This is a genomic window from Pseudomonas fluorescens, assembly GCF_902497775.2.
GTDB lineage: Bacteria > Pseudomonadota > Gammaproteobacteria > Pseudomonadales > Pseudomonadaceae > Aquipseudomonas > Aquipseudomonas putida_F.
Genome location: NZ_OZ024668.1, coordinates 2,886,271 through 2,905,923, shown reverse-complemented (window position 1 = coordinate 2,905,923; position 19,653 = coordinate 2,886,271). Strand labels below are relative to the sequence as shown.

The following is a 19,653-nucleotide window of genomic DNA, read 5'->3' as shown; positions in this document are numbered from 1 at the left end:
TCTGACTCAAAGCAGGAAGCGAAATGAGCGCAACGCACGATCAAACCTCAATCCGTACCGCCACACCCGACGATGTCAGCGCAATGCTCACATTCGATGCCTACGCCAGCACTGACGCCAGGCGTGGGCAGTTTCTTGGTGAATCCGTCGATCAGCAGCAATGCCAGGTTGCAGTGCAGTCTGGCGTGGTGATTGGCTATGTCGTGCTCACCTACAGCTTTTTCGACTACGGGTTTATCAACCTGGTCGTCGTTGCTCCTGGGTATCAACGTCAGGGCATCGCGCGTCGGCTCCTGCTCGCAGCCGAGGCAAGGTGCACGACGCAAAAGCTATTCATCTCGACTAACCAGTCCAATCTGCCTTCGCGCCGGCTCATTCTCAAGGCCGGTTTCGAGCCCAGCGGTGTCATTGAAAACCTCGACGAGCAGGACCCGGAGCTCGTCTACTTCAAACGCATCCGCTGATCGGTCAGGGAACTCGCTTTTGTCTACTCGGTCTGAGCTGACTTTCAAGGCGCTCTTCTTATGGACAACAGTGCAGCACGTAGTGTGCTCGACGCGCTCCCCACCCTGATTCTCGGACTCGCCCTGGCGCTGGTCGGCTGGCTGGTGTTTCGCGTGGTGATCGTCGAGCTCGCCGATGCCATCACCGATGACTCCAGTGCTTACACCAGCGATGTGCAGGAGTGCTCGTCTGAAGCCGTGCAGATCTTGTTCGGCCAGGAAGTCGGCAAGGAAGTGCTGCTGGTTGCCAAGGTGCTGTCGGGCGTGAGCTCGGTACGGGTGCTGTCGGCGCCGGGTCGCGACCTCAGCTATGTGCCTGATCGGCTCAATCTTGAGGTGAATGAGCAGCGGCAGATTCTCGACGCATTCTGCGGCTAGCGGCTGAGTGCCAGGCTTTCAAAGCGTGACTCAAATCCTGCAGCACGGTGGCTTTGCAATAATGTCTGCCCGAGCGGCCGATTTCCTCGAATGACTCATGCAACAGGCCATCGAGCCTGATGCGGTCGTTTCTGACCTGGCTTTGCTGCAGCGCGGTTTCCAATGCACAGATTTCGTTTAGCAGGGTGTCGGTCATGCGCTGTCCCGGGTTTGTCGCAACGATCAGTATCGTTCACAAAACGGCGACGTAGCGCGCTTTTTTGCATGTCGGTGCTAGGTGAGCGGGCACCGGTGGTCTATGTTAAACGGCACGTGTTATCAGTCAGTTTGGAGGTGGTTTATCACTGTGGTGGGAGTTTTATGGAACAGGGACCTGTATGCACCCATCCGATGACCTGAACGGGCAACAAACCGCCGATTCGTTCTCGCCACGCGAAGGGCGTTCGGCACCGTTGTTCCGCTTGATTCTGAGCTTCATGTTGGTGGTCGTGCTGTTGTTCGTCGGCATCGAGGGCTGGCGGATCTGGCGTGACTACCGGCACGCCTTCGCCAGTGCCCATGACTCGGTCACCAACCTGGCCAGCGCCACCGCCCAGCATGCCGAAGACGCTATCCGCCAGGTCGATGTGGTGACCGCGATGCTGGGCGAGCGGCTCGAAGGCGACGGATTTGCGCGGATGAACCTGCCACGGCTGCACCAGTTGCTCAAGCAGCAAGCCAAGTTGATGCCGCAGTTGCACGGGTTGTTCGTGTACGGCTCGGACGGCCACTGGATCGTCACCGACAAGATCGACACCCCCACCAATGCCAATAACGCCGACCGCGATTATTTCGAGTATCACCGCACCCATGATGACCGCGGTGTCTACATCGGTGCGGTGGTCAAAAGCCGCTCGACCGGCGATTTGATCATTCCCATTTCCAGACGCCTCAACAATCCCGACGGGTCTTTTTTCGGCGTGCTGCTGGGCACCGTCAAGGTCGATTACTTCGTCGAATTCTACGGCGCGTTCAAGATCGATGACCGTGGCGCGCTGGTGCTGGCCAAACGGGACGGCACCATCCTGGTTCGCCGGCCTTTTGTCGAACGGGTCATTGGCGGCAGCCTGGCCGGTAGTGAGATCTTCCAGGACTACCTTCCGTACTCACCCGAGGGCGTTGTCGAAACCACCGCAGTGGTCGACAGTACTCAGCGTCTTTACGCCTACAAGGCCTTGGACGCCTACCCGCTGGTGGTTGAGGCGGGGCTGTCGAGGACTTCGATCATCGGCCCCTGGCGTGATGACCTGATCAAGACGGCGGTGGTGTTGCTGTTGTTGCTGGTGGGCTTGGGCAGCTTCGGCGCGTTGGTGCTCAGGCAGTTGCGCGAACGCATCGTGATGGAGGCGGCCTTGCGCCGTGCACACCAGACGGTTCGTGACCTGGCGTTAAGCGACAGCCTCACGGGCCTGGGCAATCGACGCCGGCTCGACAATGCCCTGGCAGAAGAAATTCGCCGGGCCAAACGCCAACGCTATCCGTTGGCGCTGGTGATGATGGACCTGGATTACTTCAAGCTGTTCAACGACAACTATGGGCATCCTGCAGGCGACGACTGCCTGCGTGCGGTGGGCGCCGCCATTCAAGGCAGCCTCAAGCGCCCCGGCGATCTGGCCGTGCGCTACGGCGGCGAGGAATTCACCCTGCTGCTGCCTAACACAGACGCGGCAGGGGCCAGCAGGATTGTCGAGGACATCCTCGAGGCCATACGCTCGCTGGCCATCGAACATGTCAAAAGTCCCACCGGGCGGGTCACGGCAAGTGCCGGTATTGCCCTGGGCTACCCGGTCAAGGAGCCGGTCGCTGCCGACACGCTGATGGGCGCTGCCGACTCGGCGCTGTATCGGGCCAAGGATAACGGCCGCAATGGCTGGTGCCTGGTCGATGGTCTGGCCGAAGGGCGGGCGAGCGCCAGTACCTAGCCAATCTTCGCTTGAACGGGAGCCTCAAGGGTTGCCTTGCCGAGCAGCTTCTTGGTCTGGGGGGACATCTCTTTCTTCTTTCTCGATGTGATGCTCCCGCCGCTCCTTGAGCACGTTTACCCGCCCGGAAAACTCGGGCGTCCTCGGGGCGGTCACTTCAGGTCGGGCAGCACGGTGGCGTGCTAAAAGTGCAGCCCAAGGGTAAGATGCCTGCCTCCACAAAGCAAAGGACTGATCTTGGACGACTCTTCTCTGGCGCAACGTTTGTTTGCCGTGGCTGCGATTATTGTCGCGGCAATAGGCGGCGGTATTTTCGTGTTTATCCTGTTAAGTCCAGGCGGGCCGTTCCCGAGCCTTGGCGGCGCGCTCGCAATATTTACCCTGGGCGTCACCAACGGTGTATGCCTGCCACTGGTCGGTACTTACTGGTTGCTCGCCGGCAAGCCGGCAGGGGCCGGTACGCTATTGATTTTGCAGGCAATAGGGCTTGTCGCCTTTATTGGCTGGTATGTGTCGATGATGTGAAACCGGGGCCGCAGGCTTTATAGCGACTGGCTCTATCACACCTTGTTCAGTGGCCGATTGAGTTCTTCTGTTTCATACTTTTTTTATATATCTTTCGTGTGCTGCCGACTCACCAAGGAAAATAATAATGAGGTACAGAGGCGCGCACTATTGGGCTTGGGCAGACTGCCAACTGCACAGCCAGGAGCATGAAGAATCGCTGGAGTCTGGAATCACACTTGATGTCAAGGCGCGGCTCTCGCGCAGTGGATGTACTCAGTTGTTTCTCGGGGTTTATACCAGTGCCGGCTTACCTGTCGTCGAGGAGTATCACGATCAACTCGATGAAGTCACGGTGACGCGGGCCATGGTCTGGGGCGTAAAACGCTGCCGGGCGATTGCCGCTGAAGTCATCGAACTCCACGAATTACCTTCGCGCAATGCTTATACCGGGGTGCGGGCGATCAACTCGACGCCCTGATTGCGCACATTGCCGACTGCAGCGCTGACCGGGTACCACTCGAATTGCGCGGCCGGCTCGCCCAGGTTCAAGGCCATCTGCTCGGCGTGCTCGCCAACGGTGGTCGGGTCCAGCCATTGCCGGGCGACAGCCGGTGCCAGTACGATCGGGCGGCGGTCATGCACGTCGAGCAGGCCGCCTTCACTGTCTGCCGTAAGCATCACGAACCCCGCGTGCTCGCCACTGAACTGGCCGATGGCCGCGCACAGGGCAGGGCGGCCATCGCTGCGGCGAATCAGGTAGGGCTGTTTTTTTCGGCCGCCTTCATCGACCCATTCAAACCAGTTGTCGATCGGCACGATGGCCCGCTGCGGCCAGATGGCGCGAAAGAACGCGCCGTGGGCGACCTTTTCTATCCGCGCATTGATCGGTGCTGCGCGATCCGTGGCCCAGTGCGGGCGCCAGCCCCAGGGCAGCAGGTCAGCCTGCAGGCTGCCTGCCTCGATATGCAGTAGCGCCACGCGAGTGGTCGGCGCGACGTTGTAGTGCGCAAGCGGTTGATCGCCGACATGGTTGAGCAGGGCGCCGGGCATGCTCAGGGCGTCGACGAAGTCGTGAATGCCACGGTACTGGGATAGCCTGCCGCACATGGCGCGCTGCTCCGCGAGGTGCCTACCGGTGGAGGATAGACGCTAGCGCGCAGGCAGGCCGCTCAGCTCAGCAGCCAGACCAACAATGATGCGCCCAGTGCCAACAGGGTACCCAGCCAGGCGCCGGCCTCGAACTTGGAGCGCTGCACGCTGGGCCTGACCTTGCGCAGGTACTGGGCCTTGGTCGGTGCTTGTTCGCGGTAGCGCAGGTCCTCGGCCAGGTCCTGCAGCCGAGCCTCGATGACCGAGCCGACGACAAAGAATGTGGCGCCATAGCTGGCGATGACTATCAGCAGGTATTTCACTGTCGCTCCTTGGCTTGCCCGCTCCCTGAGAGCATTACCCTGGCATGGAACCTTGTGCCTGCACAACGTCTAAGCTGCTGTGGGATGTCCCATTCTCGAGCACATCATCATGTTCAGATCACGCTTGCTGGTTGTCGCTGTTACTTCACTGGGCCTGGCATTCGGTTCGCTGGGCGCTGTTGCCGATCCGGGCAATGGCAAAGGTAATCCTGGGCATGGCCAGGGTAAACAGGGCGGGCAGGGCGCCAGCCAGAAAGGCGGCAAGGGCGCTGAACAATGGAATCATGGCCCGTCCATCGACCGCACCAATATCATCAACGTACTGCATGGCTACCCCGATTACTGGAGCCGCGGCGCCGACCTGCCCCCGGGTGTGCGCAAGAACCTGGCACGCGGCAAGCCTCTGCCACCGGGCATCGCGAAAAAGCTCGATGACCGCCTGATCGGCAGGCTGCCGCACTACGATGGCTACGAATGGCGCCAGGCCGGGACCGACCTGATTCTCGTCGCGATCGCCACCGGTATCATCTACGAAGTGCTGACCCACGTACTCGATTGAAACCACGGTTGACGGCAGGGCAGAGGGCGCTTATACAGGCGCCCTCACACCGGCAAGGCAGACCCTGCAATGAACGACGACGATCTGGATATTCACGAACCCGAACATGATCACTTGCTTGACCACGAGTTTGCCGAGGACGATTACGAGGGGCAGGACGAGGTCAACCCGCTGTTCGATCCGCAGGATGACGATGAGGAAGATACCCGCGAGGGTGCAGGTGATGATGCGTTCTGGGATGAAGGTGTAGACACCCTCGACGACCTCTAGGCGCCAGCAGTGCTGCTGACGCCATGAGGCCGATGGTGGCTAGCGACCATCCACCGAGAAGCGTCCGGCACCGGTGACCGACAGCAACAGCAAGCCGCCGACGATGCTCATGTTCTTGAAGAACTGTACGGTGTTGGCTGCCTTGGCCGGCTCAACCATGTTCCAGAACGGGTGGCCGATAAGCGCGGTACCGATCACGAACAGGGCAAAGAGGAAGGCCAGCGGGCGGGTGTAGAAGCCGAGGATAAGGATGATGGCGACGAAGAACTCCATGATCACCGCCACCGCAGCTGCCACCGTCGGCGCGGGCGCACCGAGGGAGGCCAGGTAGCTGACGGTACCCTCGAAGCCGGTGAGCTTGCTCCAGCCGGACATCACGAACAGGATCATCAGCAGAATCCGCGCTAGCAGGATGATAACGTCGCGCTGGTTGTCGAACAGGGTATAGCGCATGGTGGCCTTCCTTTGTTGTTGGGCAATTTTACCTTAGCAGTTGCCGGAAGGGTTTGCGGCCGGTCCCGTACAAAAAGGGCATAAGAGCAGCGCTGGGCAAACGCCAGGCAGCAAAAAGGCGCCATCAAGGCGCCTTTTCAGAAGATGGTGCGAGTGGCGGGACTCGAACCCGCAAGGCTCACGCCGGCAGATTTTAAGTCTGCTGTGTATACCAATTCCACCACACTCGCACTGGCTTGAGGAAAATTCATTTGTTCCCTCAATCAAGCGAGCTTTATAACCCATCGTTATATTCGAGTCAACCGCGCGCAGGGCTCTGGGCGGCGCCTGTGGCTAACTCCAGAGCATGCTCAGCAGGACCAGGGCGAGTAGCCCGAGATAGACCTGCGCGTGCTTGCGGTCATCGATCCTGCCGATCCAGCGCGCCGCCAGCCGGGTACCGAACCAGGCCCCCAGGGCTAGCAGGGCAAACGCCGACAGGTCGACATAACCGACAAACCCCGCACCGAAATCGCTACCGGCGCTGATTACATAGGTCGCCGTCGCCGCCAGTGCCACCGGCAAGCTCAATGGGCTGGCCATCGCCGTGGCCTGGGTCATGCCCAGGCCGCTGCGGCGCAGTAGCGGCACACTCATGACGCTACCACCCACACCCAGGACACTGGCGACGGTGCCGATCAGCACGCCGGACCCCGCACTCTTCAAGTGCCCGAGCGGGCGAGCTGAGGCTTGGCCGCCGTGCTGCAGAAAGCCTTCGCGCAACAGGCAGTCGAGCAGGGTAAACCCCAGGTAGAGGATAAAGGCCCAGCGCAGCCAGTCACTGGCCAGGGCGCCCACCAGGCTGGCACCGATCACCGCGCCTACAGCGATGTACGCTGCCAGCGGCCACAGGTATTCGCGCTTGAGGTTGCCGGCGCTTTGGTGCTTGAAGGTGGCCAGTGCTGCGCTGACGATCATCACGCAGGTGGAGGTGGCCACGGCGATCTGCATGGCCGAATCGGCGGTGGCCGGTTGCAGGCGCAGCAGGTGATACAGCAACGGCACGACGACGAAGCCACCGCCGAAGCCGAACAGCACGCTGGTGATGCCGCTCAGGCAACCGAACAGGGTCAGGAGCACAAAGAGCATGGAAAGTCGTCCGTTGGGTGATCAGGGGCGACAGGTTATCCAGCATGCTTTTGGCCTGCATGAGCAAATCGGTCAATAATGATCGTGAATCGGCCACGGACCTGCCCATGTACAACGTCTCGATCAACCTGCTCGATGCCACGCCTCGCGCCGTGGTCGCCATTGGCACTGACTATCCCGACGGTTACCTGCTGGCGCGCCACAGCCATCGCCGCGCGCAATTGCTCTACGGCGCTACCGGGGTGATGCAGGTGCGTACACCTGCCGGCGACTGGGTCGTGCCGCCGCAGCGGGCGGTATGGATTGCCCCGGGGGTGGAGCATGAGGTGCTGATGCTTGGCGTCAGCACGCGCAGCCTCTACATCGAAGCCGATGCGCTGCTGCTGACGGGCGAGTGCCAGGTGCTGGAGGTTTCAGCACTGATGCGCCAGTTGCTGCTGGCGGCGGTGGAGATGGACCTGGAGTACGACCTGCACGGCAGGGACGCAGCCTTGGTCAATCTGCTGCTGCATGAGCTGCGTGCCGCGGCAAGCTTGCCGTTTCACATTCCGCTGCCGCAGGATCAGGCGCTGCTCCAGCGCTGCCAGGCCTTCCTGCTCAGGCCTGACGTGCACCAGTCGCCTGCGCACTGGGCCGCCGAGCTGCACGTCAGCCTTCGCACCTTCGGGCGCTGGTTTCGCGCCGAAACCGGGATGAGCTTCAGTCAGTGGCGCCAGCGTACCTGCGTGGTGCTGGCCCTGGCCAGGCTGGCCCAGGGCGAGGCGATCACCCGTATTGCCCTGGACCTGGGCTACGACAGCCCGGCGGCGTTTTCCAGCATGTTCCGCCGGACCCTGGGGCAGACACCACGCAGCCTGCGCGATCAGTAGCTGATGGTACCGGCAACGCCACGCAAGTCATCCACCGAGGTTTTCAGGCCGGCAATCCTGCCCAGCACGGCGGCGGCGTCGGCCTGGTGGATGGAGTGCTGCAGGTACAATACGTGCCCGCGCAGGTCGAGCGAGACCCGCTCAAGGTCGGCAGCGGCCGTCTGCAGGTCGTCGTGTATGGTTTTCATTCGTCGGTCTGCGGCCACGCGTCGTTCCCTCGAGGTAGGTGGCAGGTCTGGAGTGCGGGGCGACTATAGAGCAATTGATTCCCTGCTGTCATTGGGCCACTGCTTGTTTAATTCTGGATCCAAAAATCGGCTGAAAACCGTTCCCGCCGGGCGCGCTGTCAGTTGGCAGTTCACGCAGAATCCGACTAAGTTTTAGACCAGCGCAGGGAATCGCTTCCAGCGTATGCTGTCATATCCAGACAAGCCATCTGCGGCTTCGTGGGGCAGCCATGGTCTCATCCGACTCCGAACTTCATGTCATGCAGGCCAGTCGCTTCGAGCAACTGGTGCAAACCGTCGTCGATTACGCCATCTACATGCTCGACCTCGAAGGTCACGTGGTGTCCTGGAATGCAGGTGCCCAACGGATCAAGGGCTACCGTGCCGAGGAAGTGATCGGCAAGCATTTCTCGATGTTTTTTACTCCCGAAGACTGCACCGACGGCAAGCCGGCCTGGCTCCTTGAACGGGCCTTGAGCACCGGTGGTGCCCAGGATGAAGGCTGGCGCCTGCGCAAGGACGGTACCCAGTTCTGGGCGCTGGTGGCGCTGGATGTTATCCGCGCTCCGGATGGCGAGATCGTCGGCCTGGCGAAGATTACCCGGGACATTACCGATCGGCGTGATGCTGCGCTGCAACTCGATGAAATGCGTGCGCAACTGTTCCAGGCGCAAAAGCTCGAAGCCCTCGGTCAATTGACCGGGGGCATGGCTCACGACTTCAATAACCTGCTGACCATCATCATCGGCTCGGCCCGTCTGGCCCTCAACAGCCGTGACCCGCAACGTACCCGGCGCCTGCTCGAACACATTCTCGATGCCGGTGAGCGCGGTAGCCAGATGACCCAGCAACTGCTCAGTTTCGCCCGCCACAAGGCGCTGAAGTTCGGCCGGGTCAAGGTGCCTGAACTGATCGAGTCGACCCGCCTGCTTCTCGGCCAGACCCTACCCATCTCGGTGGAGTTGCAGGTGGCGCTGGCGGATGAACTGTGGGAGGTCGAAGTCGACGCCGGGCAGTTGCAGATGGTCTTGCTCAATCTGATCTTCAATGCCCGTGATGCCATCGATGGCGAAGGCCTGATCCGCATGCAGGCGCGCAACTGCACGCTGGAGGGCCGCCCCGACGGGCTGAGCGGGCGTTATGTGTGCATCAGCGTCGACGACACCGGCCGCGGCATCGACAGCAAGATACTGCCGCGTATCTTCGAGCCGTTCTTCACTACCAAGAGTTTCGGCAAGGGCACCGGCCTGGGCCTGAGCCAGGTCTACGGTTTTGCCAAGCAGAGCAATGGCACGGTCAGCGTCAGCAGCGAACCGGGCAAAGGCACTTGCATGAGTGTCTACCTGCCAGTCTACACCGCCAGCATTGATCCCCACCCTGAACGCGGAGGTGCATAGCATCGTGGAACAGCTCAAGCGTCTCGCCACCGGCATCCCCGGGCTTGATGACCTGCTCATGGGGGGGCTGGTGGTCGGCGCCTCCTACATCGTCCAGGGGCGGCCAGGTTCGGGCAAGACCATCCTCGCCAATCAGCTGGCCTTCAATCACGTGAGCCAGGGTGGAAGGGTGCTGGTTGCGACGCTGTTGAGCGAATCCCACGAGCGTTTGTTCCAGTACTTGTCCACCTTGAGCTTTTTCGAGCCGAGCAAAATCGGTGCACAGTTGCAGTTCGTCAGCGCCTTCGACACGCTTGAGCAGGAAGGCCTGGAAGAAGTGGTGAAACTGCTGCGCGGCGAGATCAGCCGCCACCAGGCCAGCCTGCTGATCGTTGACGGCTTGCTCAACGCCCGCTCGCGCGCGGAAACGCCGCTGGACACCAAGAAATTCATCGCCGAACTGCATGGCCATGCCGCGTTCGCCGGTTGCACCGTCCTGTTTCTGACCAGCTCGCGGCTGGAGGATGGCAGCCCGGAACACACCATGGTCGACGGCGTCATTGAGCTTGGTGACGAGCTGCTCGGCAGCCGCTCGGTCCGCCGCATCCAGTTGCGCAAGACCCGTGGCAGCGGGGCGTTGTCGGGCATTCACGAATGCGAAATCACTGCAGATGGCCTGCAGGTGTATCCGCGCCTGGAGTCGCTGTTCAGCCATCCGTCCGGCCACGGCAGCGGTGAACTCTCGCGCATTCCCAGCGGCATACCCGTGTTCGACGGCCTGCTTGGCGGTGGTCTGCCTGCGGCCTCGGTAACCCTGGTGATGGGCCCGTCGGGTATTGGCAAAACCTCCCTGGGCGTGAGCTTTCTCGGGGCGTCGACAGCCGCAGAGCCCGGCCTGCATTTTGGCTTTTACGAAACGCCACAACGCCTGCGTCTCAAAGCTGCTGCCCTGGGCTACGACTTTGCCGCCATGGAACGCTCCGGGGCCTTGCATATTGCCTGGCAGCCGACCACCGAAGGCGTGCTTGATGATGTCGGCATGCGCTTGTTGCGCCTGGTCGAGCAGCACGACATCAAGCGCGTACTAATCGATAGCCTCGGCGCTTTCACCCGCCTGGCCAACAATCCGACGCGGCTGAACGAGTTCTTCCGCGCCCTGACCGGCGAACTGCGTGCCCGCGACGTCAGCGTCCTGGCAACCTGGGAGATGCGCGATATTTTCGGTTCGGAAATCAACGCGCCGGCGCCCGACCTCTCGAGCATCGTCGACAACCTGCTGCTGATGCGCTTCGTCGAGCTTGAATCCGAGCTCAAGCGCCTGTTGTCGATCCTCAAGGTGCGCGACAGCTATTACGATCCGGCCCTGCTGGAGTTGATCATCAGCGACCACGGTATCGATTTGCAAAAGGCCTTTACCCAGGCCACCGCCGTGATGTCCGGCACGCCTTCGCAGGCGCCTGGATCATGAGGATGGGGGTGGCAACACCATGAGTACCATTCTGGTCGTCGACGACGAGTACCTGATCGCCAACATCCTCGGCTGGGCCCTGGAAGACGAAGGCTTCGACGTGGAACTGGCCGGCAATGGGCAGAAGGCTCTGGATTTGTTGAAAGAAAAGCGGGTGGAGCTGGTGATCACCGATTACATGATGCCGGTGATGGATGGCGAAGCGTTGGCGACCAGTATCCACGCAGAGCCGCAATTGCAGGGCTTGCCAGTGATACTGATGAGCGGGGCGCAGGCTCACAAGGGGCGGGACAAACCTGGGCTGTTCGCTGCCGTGTTCGACAAACCCTTCGACATCGAACAACTGATTGCCAAAGTGAAGGAACTGGTCGGCGCACCCGAGGTGCCTTGAGACCTGATAGCGCAGCCTGCAGGCTGTCGGTACAGGATCAAGCGCATCCGTGCGGCTTGAGTCAGCTGGGGGCTACTTAGTGCTCGTCGCCTCCTTTTTCCGGTGCCGGGCTACCGGCCTGAATGCGTTTGAAAATCTCCTCGCGGTGCACCTGTACATCTTTCGGTGCATCGATGCCGATCCTCACTTGCATCCCTTTGACGCCCAGAATGGTGACTTTGATGTCATCGTTGATGACGATGCTTTCGCCAACCTTGCGGGTGAGTATCAGCATGTATTTCTCCTTGGTAACGTAAGTTGCCTTGCAGGCGCAGCCCGCATAAGCCGGGATCACACAGGGGGTGTATCCCTCTTTCCCTTCATTAAAGACGCTTTCGGCGGATATTAATTCCCCCGAACACAGATTCTGTAGTGAGTCTTTAGTCGCAGGTGCCGATTGGCTGGATGAGCACTCCGGAACAGCGAGTGCTGCCCGTACCCGCAAGCATAGGGGGGTTGAAGGAATATGGGAAATTTCTCTGCATGATAGTCAAGGTGGGTTTGGCTGAATGGCTTTTCAAGGGGCAGGGAGGTTTTGCAGAAACAGCGCCAGGGCCACTTCCTCGGCCTCAAGCCCCTTGCGGGTGCGGGCTCGCGGCAGTTTGGCCAGCTCGCCCAGGGTGAAATGCTCGAACAGCGCCGGGTGGATATAGCAGCGCCGGCATACCGCCGGGGTGTTGCCCAGGCGGCTGGCAACCTGTTTGACGGTCTCGATGATCTGCCGCCTGGCCTCCTGCTCCGGTTGCCACTCGAGCTGGCGCAACAGGCTCAGGGCCAGGGCGCTGCCGGCCCAGGTGCGGTAGTCCTTGGCGGTGAAGTCGCTGCCGGTCAGCTCCTGCAGGTAGGCGTTGACGTCGGCCGAGCCGACGCTGTGGCGTTGGCCCTGATCATCCTGGTACTGGAACAGGTCCTGGCCGGGCAGGTCCATGCAGCGCTTGATCAGGTTGGCCAGGCGCCGGTTCTTCACCGTCACCTGATGCTCGATGCCGCTCTTGCCGCGAAACTGAAAGCGTATGGCGCTGCCGTTGACCTTGACGTGACGGTTGCGCAGGGTAGTCAACCCATAGGACTTGTTGTCGCGGGCATACTGGCGGTTGCCGATGCGGATCAAGGTGCTGTCGAGCAGGCTCACCACCAGGGCCATGACTTTTTGCCGATCAAGCCCCGGCCGCGCCAGGTGACGGTCCAGTTGCCGGCGCAGCTTGGGCAGCAGGCTGGCGAAGGCCAGCATGCGTGCGTACTTGTGGCTATCGCGGTAGCTGCGCCAGTCGGCGTGGTAGCGATACTGCTTGCGCCCGCGGGCGTCACGGCCGGTCGCCTGCAGATGACCTTGCGGGTCGGCGCAGATCCACACATCACTGTAGGCCGGGGGAATCACCAGAGACTTGATTCGTTCAAGGGTAGTCGGGTCGATGACCCGTTCGCCTTGCGCATCGAAGTAGGCGAACTGGCCGCGCAGGGTCTTGCGGCGCAGGCCGGGCTGGGTGTCATCGACATAATGCAGGGCGGCGGGCAGGACGGCTTCGGGCATGGCGCAGGTCCGGTTGCGGGATTTGTACTATGGACCGCAGCCTCAACCCAACAGTGCCACCGACTTGATCTGTGCCCACAGCGACTGCCCGGCGTGCAGTTGGAGCTGGTCGGCGGAGTAGCGGGTGATGCGCGCCAGCAAGGTGGTGCCGGCCGCGTCCAGGCTGACCAGTACGTGGGCGCTGTTGTCCGCCGGGCGATGGCCGCTGACGGTCACCGGCAGACGATTGAGGATGCTCGATTGCTGGTCGGCGCCCAGGCTCAGGCTGACGTCCCGCGCCTGGACCTTCAGGCGCAGCGGCATGCCGACCGCCAACGGCTCGTGGGCTAGGCGCAGTTGCAGCTCGCTGTGCGGCAGTTGCAGGCTGAGCAACTGATAGTCGCGGTTGTAGGCACTGACCTGGCCTTCGATGATGACCCCGGCGTCATCGCCCTGGGCCAGTGGCAGGTCAAGGCGGGCGAGGGTGGCGGCAATCGGTCCGCTGGCCTGGACCTTGCCCTGTTCCAGCAGAACCAGGTGATCGGCCAGGCGCGCGACTTCATCCTGGGCATGGCTGACATAAATCAGCGGGATCTCCAGCTCGCTGTGCAGGCGTTCCAGGTACGGCAGGATCTCGCGCTTGCGCGGAGCATCCAGGGCCGCCAGCGGCTCGTCCATCAACAACAGTTGCGGGCTGCTCAGCAGCGCCCTGGCAATGCCCACGCGCTGGGCTTCACCGCCGGAAAGGGTGGCAGGCTTGCGCTCCAGCAAATGCTCGATGCCGAGCAGTTCGCAGGCCTGTTCGAGGCTGACCTTGCGCTGCTGGGCAGGGATGCGTTTGTAGCCGAACGTCAGGTTGGCGTGCACCGACAGGTGAGGAAACAGGCTGGCCTCCTGGAAGACGTAGCCGATCGGGCGCTGGTGCGGGGCAATGAAGTGCTCGCGGCGCGAGTCCTGCCAGATCTCGCCGTTAACCTCGATATAGGCCTCGGGCGCGCGCTCAAGCCCGGCCAGGCAGCGCAGGCAGGTAGTCTTGCCAGAGCCGGAATGGCCGAACAAGGCACTGATGCCGTGCCCGGGCAGTTGCAGGTCGACATCCAGAGTGAAGTCGTCACGGGCAAGTTTCAATCGGGCATGAATCATCGCCGCCATGCTCAGCTCCAGGCCGATTTGCCCCGGCGGCTGGAGTACAGCGCCAGCAGCACGAGGAAAGAGAACGCCAGCATGGCCCCGGCCAGCCAATGGGCTTGCAGGTATTGCATGGCTTCGACATGGTCGAAGATCTGCACCGAGACCACCCGGGTCTTGTCGGGAATATTGCCGCCGATCATCAGCACCACGCCGAACTCACCGACGGTGTGGGCAAAGCCGAGGATGCTGGCGGTGATAAAGCCTGGGCGGGCCAAGGGCAATACCACATGGACGAAGGTGTCCCAGGGGCTGGCGCGCAAGGTCGCAGCCACTTCCAGCGGTCGCTCACCGATGGCGCTGAAAGCGTTTTGCAGTGGCTGTACGACAAAGGGCATGGAATACACCACCGAACCGATCACCAGGCCGCTGAAGCTGAACACCACGGTGCCCAGCCCAAGCGCTTCGGTGGTCTGGCCGATCCAGCCGTTGGGGCCCAGGGCCAGTAACAGGTAAAAGCCGATCACGGTCGGCGGTAGCACCAACGGTAGCGCCACCACCGCGCCCACCGGCCCGCGCAGCCATGAGCGCGTGCGCGCCAGCCACCAGGCGATGGGGGTGCCGACCAGCAACAAAATCAGCGTGGTCAGGCTGGCCAGTTTGAAGGTCAGCCAGATGGCGCCGAGGTCGCTGGCATCCAGTGGCATCAGATTTCGTAACCGTAGGATTTGATCAGGGCAGCGGCTTTCGGGCCTTTGAGGTATTCAACCAAGGCTTTGGCAGCAGCGTTGTCCTTGCCTTTGTTGAGAATCACTGCGTCCTGCTTGATTGGCTCATGCAGGTTCGACGGCACGATCCAGGCCGAACCGCTGCTGACCTTGCCGTCCTTGTAGATCTGCGACAGGGCGACGAAGCCCAGTTCGGCATTGCCGGTGGAAACGAACTGGAAGGCCTGGGTGATGTTCTGGCCCTCGACGATCTTGGCTTTGGTGGCCTCGGTCAGTTTCAGTTTGTCCAGCACTTGGGTCGCGGCCAGGCCATAAGGTGCGGCTTTCGGGTTGGCAATCGACAGGTGCTTGAACTGGTTTTTCTTCAGCACATCACCCTTGCCATCGACATAGTCGTCCTTGGCCGACCACAGCGCCAGGGTGCCGATAGCGTAGGTAAAGCGCGAGCCTTTGACCGTGTCGCCTTCTTTCTCGAGCTTTTCCGGGGTGCTGTCGTCGGCGGCGAGGAACACTTCGAACGGCGCGCCGTTCTTGATCTGCGCATAGAACTGGCCGGTGGCGCCATAGGCGGCAACCAGCTTGTGGCCGGTGTCTTGCTCGAAGTCCTTGGCAATCGCCTGGATCGGCGCGGTGAAGTTGGCGGCGACGGCCACCTGTACCTCATCGGCCCAGGCGCTGTTGAAGGTCATGAAGGTGGCCAGGGCGGCCAAGGCAAAACGCGGTGCGCACTTACTCATGAAAAACAGCTCCACAGGCTGAAGGGTATTCGTTGTATAGATTAATATATAGCGAATGCCCGACCAACGGGAAGTACTGCTTCAGCGCTTGAGCTGGGCGAGGGCTTTTTCAGCCAGGCTGCGGGTCAGTTCGCCAGCCGGCAGGGCCTGGCCCAGACGCAGTGCCTGGCCCGACCAGAGGTTGCTGAAATCGCTGTTGCCTTTTGGTTCGCTGATCGCTCGTAGCGGCATCAGCGCACCTGCGGCCAGGGGGAAGTGTGGCGCAAGCTCACTCATGGGCCCCAGTTCGCGCATGATTCGTGTGCTGATCCCGCGTGCCGGGCGCCCGGTAAACAGATTGGTCAGCGCCGTGTCGCTTGCCTTGGCGCTGTGCAGGGCCTGGCGATGGGCTGCCGAGACCTTGGCCTCGGGGCAGAACAGGTAGGCGGTGCCCAGTTGCACCGCCGAGGCGCCCAGGGCCAGGGCGGCGACGATGCCGCGATGGTCGCCAATGCCGCCAGCGGCGATCACCGGCACGTTCACCGCATCGACGATCTGCGGCACCAGCGCCAGGGTACCGACCTGGGTGTTGAGGTCGCTGCTGAGGAACATCCCGCGATGGCCCCCGGCTTCGTAGCCCATGGCGATGATTGCGTCGCAGCCGTGATCTTCCAGCCACAGGGCTTCGTCGACCGTGGTGGCGCTGGACAGCACCTTGGCCCCCGTGGCCTTGACCCGCTTGAGCAGGCTGGCTTCGGGCAGGCCAAAGTGAAAGCTCACCACCGCCGGCGTGAATTGCTCGATCAGCTGGCAGCTGGCGTCGTCGAACGGCGTACGGTTGGAGACCGGCGTGGGCGCCTCGAAGTCGGCGCCCAGCTCTTCATAGTACGGTTTGAGCGCCTGCTTCCAGGCTGCGTCGTGGGCAGGGTCTGGTTGCGGCGGCTGATGGCAGAAGAAGTTGACGTTGAGCGGGCCGTTGCTGGCCTCGCTGAAGGCTTGCAGCTCGGCGCGGATCTGTTCCAGGCTCAAGGTCGCACACGGCAGCGAACCCAGGCCGCCGGCGTTGCTCACGGCGATGGCCATGGCCGAACCGGTGGAGCCGGCCATTGGCGCCTGAAGGATCGGCAATTCGATACCGAGCAGATCGAGCAGACGGGTGTCCGGCCATTGGCTCATGCCTGGGGTTCCTTGTGTGTGCTGAGGGTGGTTTTACAGCGCTTTGCTCACCTTGATATCAGTGATCTTCTTGGCGTCTTCGCCGTGGAGCTGCTGCAGCGCTGCCTGCACATGTTCTGGTGCATCGCTGATCATCTGGGCGAAGTCGAAACGTTGTTCGCCGTCGATCTTGTACTTGATGACGTACTTGGTGGTCTGGCTCATGGGCTTATCTCAGCTTCGACGACGAACGGCGAATGAACTTGATGGTATGGGTGAAGGTTGGCTTGGTCACCGCCGACAGGGCCCGGGGGCCGACCGTGTCGATGGTGATGTTCCAGAAACCAGTGCTGGGCACGGTGATCTTGGCCGGGAAGTCGACGAAGGCGCCGCCGTGGTAGGTGTGACGGCCGCCGTTCTTGAAGCTGCGGAAGTTGGCGTCGTTCATCAGGCGGATATTGCAGCGCTGAGAGCAATGGATGACCACGATGTCATCCTCGTTGAGGTGCTCGCGCTGGTGTACGAATTTCATGTTGCACTCCGCATTGGATCTGTCAGCAAATCAAAACGATACCATGATGTCGGTTACACTGTCGGCCTTCGTGCCAGGCCCAGGATAAAACTGCCATTCAAGGGAGCAAAATGGTCTGCGCGTGGTCTTAATCTTTTTCCGTGGTGGAGGTGTGTTTGATGAAGTGGGTCGTAGCAGCGTTGGCAGTAACGCTGGGTGGTTGTGTCAGTGTGTCTGAACTGGAGAGTAGCCCGGAAACCCTCAACGTTATTTCTGGCAAGAAACCCCAGGAATATGCCGACTGCGTACAGCAGCAGTTGAAGGAGAGTCGCGGGCAGCTGGAAGTTGAAGAGCGCCACGACGGTCTGCGTCTGGTCGTGCCACAAAAGGTTGGTGCCGGCCCGGCCGCACTGGTGGACATTGACAAGCGTGGCAGCGGCAGCAGCATCAAGCTGTATGAGCGGTTGAACAACTTCCCGCTGCGCCTGGGTGATGTGAAGACTGCGGCGACGCGCTGCATCTCCGGGTAATTTCTTTAATCACCTAACCGATTCAGCTGGCATCTAGCCATCTTTCTGCGTTGTAGCTCACGGCGGATAGGCCTACTATCCATAGGCTTATACTTATTAAGCCTAAGCTTATAACAAGAAAATGGAGTCCGTGATGATCCCACTGGATCGCATCCTGATCAGCAGCTTGCTGCTGTTTTCACTGCCTGCCGCTCACGCCGCCGATGGTCAGAAAATATTCACCCAAGGCGGCCAGAACCCGGCCGCCATGGCCTGCCTGGGCTGCCATGGCCCAGATGCCAAGGGCATAGCGCCTGCCGGGTTTCCGCGCCTGGCCGGCTTGCCAGCGGCGTACTTGAGCAAGCAACTGCATGACTTTCAAAACGGCAGCCGCAAGCATCCGATCATGGAACCGCTGGCCAAGGCCCTGAGTGCTGAAGAAATCCAGGCGGTCAGCACAACCCTGGCCGCCATGCCCAGCGAACCCGCCAGCGATCTTCACCGCCAGCAAATGGCTGCGGATCCTGTGCAGAAGCTGGCGCTGTATGGCGACTGGAACCGCAAGATCCCCGGTTGCGTGCAGTGCCACGGGCCTGGAGGGGGCGGTGTCGGCGAGCATTTCCCGCCCTTGGCCCATCAACCGGCGACCTACCTGATTGCCCAGCTCAACGCCTGGCGTGACGGCAGCCGCAGCAACGACCCCAACCAACTGATGGTCGGCGTGGCCAAGTCCATGACCGATGACGAAATAAAGGCCGTGGCCAATTACTTCGCAAACCCTGTCAGCCCGGAGGTCAAGCCATGAAGCCGATGATTCTCGCCGCCCTGGCCTTGAGCCTGGGCAATGTCCATGCCGCGCCGATTGCAATGGAAGACCAGTCGCAACTCAAGACCCCGCCGGCCGCGGCGCCAGGCTTCACCCCGCCCGCGGAGAGCGAACTGCCCGACAACGCCTACGGCAAGATGGTCCGTGATGGCTATGCGCTGTTTGTCGACACGCGCCGGTTGATGCCCGACTACGTCGGCAACGGCCTTAACTGCAGCAACTGTCACCTCGACCAGGGCCGCCTGGGCAACTCGGCACCGCTGTGGGGCGCGTACCCGATGTATCCGGCCTATCGCAAGAAAAACGACAAGGTCAATACCTTTGCCGAGCGCATCCAGGGCTGCTTTCAGTTCAGCATGAACGGCAAGCCACCGGCGGCTGACAGCCCGCAGATGACTGCCTTGTCGGTGTATGCCTACTGGTTGGCAAGCAAGGCGCCGATTGGTGTCGAGAGCGCTGGCCGCGGCTACCCGGACGTGCCGCAATCGGCTGAAGGCTATGACTTCAAACGGGGTGAGCAGGTGTACCAGGCCCAGTGCTCCATTTGCCACGGCGCCAATGGCGAAGGGCAGAAAGTGGCCAAGGACTACGTGATGCCGCCGTTGTGGGGCAAGGACTCCTACAATTGGGGTGCCGGCATGCACCGGATCAACACTGCGGCCTCCTTCATCAAGCACAATATGCCCCTGGGCAAGCCCGGCAGCCTGAGCGACCAGCAGGCCTGGGACGTGGCGGCGTACATCAACCGCCACGAACGGCCGCAGGATCCGCGCCTGGTCGACGGCTCGATCGAGAAGACCCGGCTGAAGTTCCATGCCAATGATGGCGTCAACCTCTATGGCCAGAAGGTCGACGGTGTGCTGGTAGGGCAGGGCCTGTAGAGGCCTCGATGCCCGAGGTTTTACCTGCCGGTGGTCAGTCACCGGCGCATTATTTGTGGTCCCGGGGAACTATCCACCCCGGGATTTCATCTATGATGGCATCGGCCAGTGGTGGCGGGGCATTGTAAGGTGACCGCCGCCTGATTAG

Annotated in this window: 28 protein-coding genes and 1 tRNA gene; 14 read left to right on the top strand and 15 right to left on the bottom strand. The window is 61.5% G+C overall.

Translation table 11 applies throughout. The annotated features are described in order from the left end of the window. Positions 1–23: 23 nt before the first annotated feature. Both F8N82_RS13265 and F8N82_RS13260 read left to right on the top strand, forming a co-directional pair. Entirely contained in the window at positions 24–464 is a 441-nt protein-coding gene (locus F8N82_RS13265) for a GNAT family N-acetyltransferase (protein WP_038995756.1), read from the top strand. Between the two features lie 60 nt (positions 465–524). After that, positions 525–881, top strand: a complete 357-nt coding sequence (locus F8N82_RS13260) for an I78 family peptidase inhibitor (protein ID WP_038995755.1) — start codon at positions 525–527, stop codon at positions 879–881. Here F8N82_RS13260 and F8N82_RS27600 read toward each other — a convergent pair. Further along, a complete protein-coding gene (locus tag F8N82_RS27600) occupies positions 829–1,077 on the bottom strand; it encodes a nuclear transport factor 2 family protein (RefSeq protein ID WP_371857284.1) in 249 nt (82 codons plus the stop codon). The genes F8N82_RS13260 and F8N82_RS27600 overlap by 53 nt on opposite strands. 181 nt (positions 1,078–1,258) lie before the next feature. Here F8N82_RS27600 and F8N82_RS13255 point away from each other — a divergent pair, with 181 nt between their 5' ends. The 3 genes from F8N82_RS13255 (at position 1,259) to F8N82_RS13245 (ending at position 3,827) form a co-directional block, all read left to right on the top strand. Continuing rightward, positions 1,259–2,842: a sensor domain-containing diguanylate cyclase gene (locus F8N82_RS13255; protein WP_038995754.1), complete on the top strand. Its 1,584-nt coding sequence runs from the start codon at positions 1,259–1,261 to the stop codon at positions 2,840–2,842. A gap of 237 nt (positions 2,843–3,079) precedes the next feature. After that, entirely contained in the window at positions 3,080–3,367 is a 288-nt protein-coding gene (locus F8N82_RS13250) for a hypothetical protein (protein WP_038995753.1), read from the top strand. A gap of 127 nt (positions 3,368–3,494) precedes the next feature. Next, a complete protein-coding gene (locus F8N82_RS13245) occupies positions 3,495–3,827 on the top strand; it encodes a hypothetical protein (protein WP_080764754.1) in 333 nt (110 codons plus the stop codon). Here the strand turns inward: F8N82_RS13245 and F8N82_RS13240 are convergent. Continuing rightward, positions 3,791–4,456: an SOS response-associated peptidase family protein gene (locus F8N82_RS13240; protein WP_038995752.1), complete on the bottom strand. Its 666-nt coding sequence runs from the start codon at positions 4,454–4,456 to the stop codon at positions 3,791–3,793. The genes F8N82_RS13245 and F8N82_RS13240 overlap by 37 nt on opposite strands. A gap of 62 nt (positions 4,457–4,518) precedes the next feature. Then, positions 4,519–4,761 carry a hypothetical protein gene (locus tag F8N82_RS13235; RefSeq protein WP_038995751.1) on the bottom strand — a complete coding sequence of 81 codons (243 nt, stop codon included), beginning with the start codon at positions 4,759–4,761 and terminating at the stop codon, positions 4,519–4,521. Positions 4,762–4,870: 109 nt separating this feature from the next. Here F8N82_RS13235 and F8N82_RS13230 point away from each other — a divergent pair, with 109 nt between their 5' ends. Together F8N82_RS13230 and F8N82_RS13225 are read left to right on the top strand one after the other, a co-directional pair. Beyond that, a complete protein-coding gene (locus F8N82_RS13230; protein WP_038995750.1) occupies positions 4,871–5,320 on the top strand; it encodes an anti-virulence regulator CigR family protein in 450 nt (149 codons plus the stop codon). Positions 5,321–5,389: 69 nt separating this feature from the next. Beyond that, positions 5,390–5,590: a hypothetical protein gene (locus F8N82_RS13225; RefSeq protein ID WP_038995749.1), complete on the top strand. Its 201-nt coding sequence runs from the start codon at positions 5,390–5,392 to the stop codon at positions 5,588–5,590. Between the two features lie 39 nt (positions 5,591–5,629). Here F8N82_RS13225 and F8N82_RS13220 read toward each other — a convergent pair whose 3' ends face one another. The 3 genes from F8N82_RS13220 to F8N82_RS13210 all read right to left on the bottom strand — a co-directional run bounded on the left by F8N82_RS13220 (position 5,630) and on the right by F8N82_RS13210 (position 7,171). Beyond that, positions 5,630–6,043 (bottom strand): DoxX family protein, encoded by a 414-nt coding sequence (locus F8N82_RS13220; RefSeq protein WP_038995748.1) that lies wholly within the window; start codon positions 6,041–6,043, stop codon positions 5,630–5,632. A 145-nt stretch (positions 6,044–6,188) separates the two neighbouring features. Beyond that, positions 6,189–6,273 (bottom strand) — tRNA-Leu (locus F8N82_RS13215). A gap of 103 nt (positions 6,274–6,376) precedes the next feature. Continuing rightward, entirely contained in the window at positions 6,377–7,171 is a 795-nt protein-coding gene (locus F8N82_RS13210) for a sulfite exporter TauE/SafE family protein (RefSeq protein ID WP_038995747.1), read from the bottom strand. Between the two features lie 107 nt (positions 7,172–7,278). On the opposite strand from F8N82_RS13210, the gene F8N82_RS13205 reads away from it, so the two are divergent. Then, the gene (locus tag F8N82_RS13205; protein ID WP_038999426.1) at positions 7,279–8,040 is read left to right on the top strand and encodes an AraC family transcriptional regulator; all 762 of its coding nucleotides are present in this window, start codon (positions 7,279–7,281) and stop codon (positions 8,038–8,040) included. Here F8N82_RS13205 and F8N82_RS13200 read toward each other — a convergent pair. Beyond that, positions 8,034–8,228, bottom strand: a complete 195-nt coding sequence (locus tag F8N82_RS13200; protein ID WP_038995746.1) for a hypothetical protein — start codon at positions 8,226–8,228, stop codon at positions 8,034–8,036. The two genes, F8N82_RS13205 and F8N82_RS13200, sit on opposite strands and share 7 nt — an antisense overlap. 269 nt (positions 8,229–8,497) lie before the next feature. Here F8N82_RS13200 and F8N82_RS13195 point away from each other — a divergent pair, with 269 nt between their 5' ends. The 3 genes from F8N82_RS13195 to F8N82_RS13185 are packed head-to-tail and all read left to right on the top strand — an operon-like array spanning position 8,498 to position 11,502. Beyond that, a complete protein-coding gene (locus tag F8N82_RS13195; protein ID WP_038995745.1) occupies positions 8,498–9,664 on the top strand; it encodes a two-component system sensor histidine kinase NtrB in 1,167 nt (388 codons plus the stop codon). A gap of 1 nt (position 9,665) precedes the next feature. Then, positions 9,666–11,111, top strand: coding sequence for an ATPase domain-containing protein (locus F8N82_RS13190; protein WP_038999424.1), 1,446 nt, complete (start codon positions 9,666–9,668; stop codon positions 11,109–11,111). Positions 11,112–11,130: 19 nt separating this feature from the next. Beyond that, on the top strand, positions 11,131–11,502 hold the full coding sequence (locus F8N82_RS13185; RefSeq protein WP_038995744.1) for a response regulator: 372 nt from the start codon (positions 11,131–11,133) through the stop codon (positions 11,500–11,502). 76 nt (positions 11,503–11,578) lie between these two features. Here the strand turns inward: F8N82_RS13185 and csrA are convergent, their stop codons facing one another. The 8 genes from csrA to F8N82_RS13145 all read right to left on the bottom strand — a co-directional run bounded on the left by csrA (position 11,579) and on the right by F8N82_RS13145 (position 17,310). Beyond that, positions 11,579–11,776 (bottom strand): carbon storage regulator CsrA, encoded by a 198-nt coding sequence (gene csrA, locus F8N82_RS13180; protein WP_010223936.1) that lies wholly within the window; start codon positions 11,774–11,776, stop codon positions 11,579–11,581. A gap of 282 nt (positions 11,777–12,058) precedes the next feature. After that, positions 12,059–13,072 (bottom strand): DNA topoisomerase IB, encoded by a 1,014-nt coding sequence (locus F8N82_RS13175; RefSeq protein ID WP_038995743.1) that lies wholly within the window; start codon positions 13,070–13,072, stop codon positions 12,059–12,061. A 42-nt stretch (positions 13,073–13,114) separates the two neighbouring features. After that, positions 13,115–14,203, bottom strand: a complete 1,089-nt coding sequence (gene modC / locus F8N82_RS13170) for a molybdenum ABC transporter ATP-binding protein (protein ID WP_038995742.1) — start codon at positions 14,201–14,203, stop codon at positions 13,115–13,117. Positions 14,204–14,205: 2 nt separating this feature from the next. Beyond that, positions 14,206–14,886: a molybdate ABC transporter permease subunit gene (gene modB, locus F8N82_RS13165; protein WP_038995741.1), complete on the bottom strand. Its 681-nt coding sequence runs from the start codon at positions 14,884–14,886 to the stop codon at positions 14,206–14,208. Further along, positions 14,886–15,644, bottom strand: a complete 759-nt coding sequence (gene modA, locus F8N82_RS13160; RefSeq protein WP_038995740.1) for a molybdate ABC transporter substrate-binding protein — start codon at positions 15,642–15,644, stop codon at positions 14,886–14,888. The genes modB and modA overlap by 1 nt, the downstream gene beginning before the upstream one ends. Before the next feature lie 81 nt (positions 15,645–15,725). Further along, entirely contained in the window at positions 15,726–16,799 is a 1,074-nt protein-coding gene (locus F8N82_RS13155; protein ID WP_038995739.1) for an NAD(P)H-dependent flavin oxidoreductase, read from the bottom strand. Between the two features lie 33 nt (positions 16,800–16,832). After that, complete coding sequence (locus F8N82_RS13150; RefSeq protein WP_095162989.1) at positions 16,833–17,003, bottom strand: hypothetical protein; 171 nt, start codon at positions 17,001–17,003, stop codon at positions 16,833–16,835. Between the two features lie 4 nt (positions 17,004–17,007). Beyond that, positions 17,008–17,310 carry a DUF1883 domain-containing protein gene (locus F8N82_RS13145; RefSeq protein WP_038995738.1) on the bottom strand — a complete coding sequence of 101 codons (303 nt, stop codon included), beginning with the start codon at positions 17,308–17,310 and terminating at the stop codon, positions 17,008–17,010. A gap of 158 nt (positions 17,311–17,468) precedes the next feature. On the opposite strand from F8N82_RS13145, the gene F8N82_RS13140 reads away from it, so the two are divergent. From F8N82_RS13140 to F8N82_RS13130, 3 genes are all read left to right on the top strand, one after another. After that, complete coding sequence (locus tag F8N82_RS13140; protein ID WP_038995737.1) at positions 17,469–17,819, top strand: hypothetical protein; 351 nt, start codon at positions 17,469–17,471, stop codon at positions 17,817–17,819. A gap of 133 nt (positions 17,820–17,952) precedes the next feature. Next, positions 17,953–18,603, top strand: coding sequence for a c-type cytochrome (locus tag F8N82_RS13135; protein ID WP_038995736.1), 651 nt, complete (start codon positions 17,953–17,955; stop codon positions 18,601–18,603). Further along, on the top strand, positions 18,600–19,505 hold the full coding sequence (locus F8N82_RS13130) for a c-type cytochrome (RefSeq protein WP_038995735.1): 906 nt from the start codon (positions 18,600–18,602) through the stop codon (positions 19,503–19,505). Before F8N82_RS13135 ends, F8N82_RS13130 begins: the two co-directional genes overlap by 4 nt. Positions 19,506–19,653 lie beyond the last annotated feature (148 nt).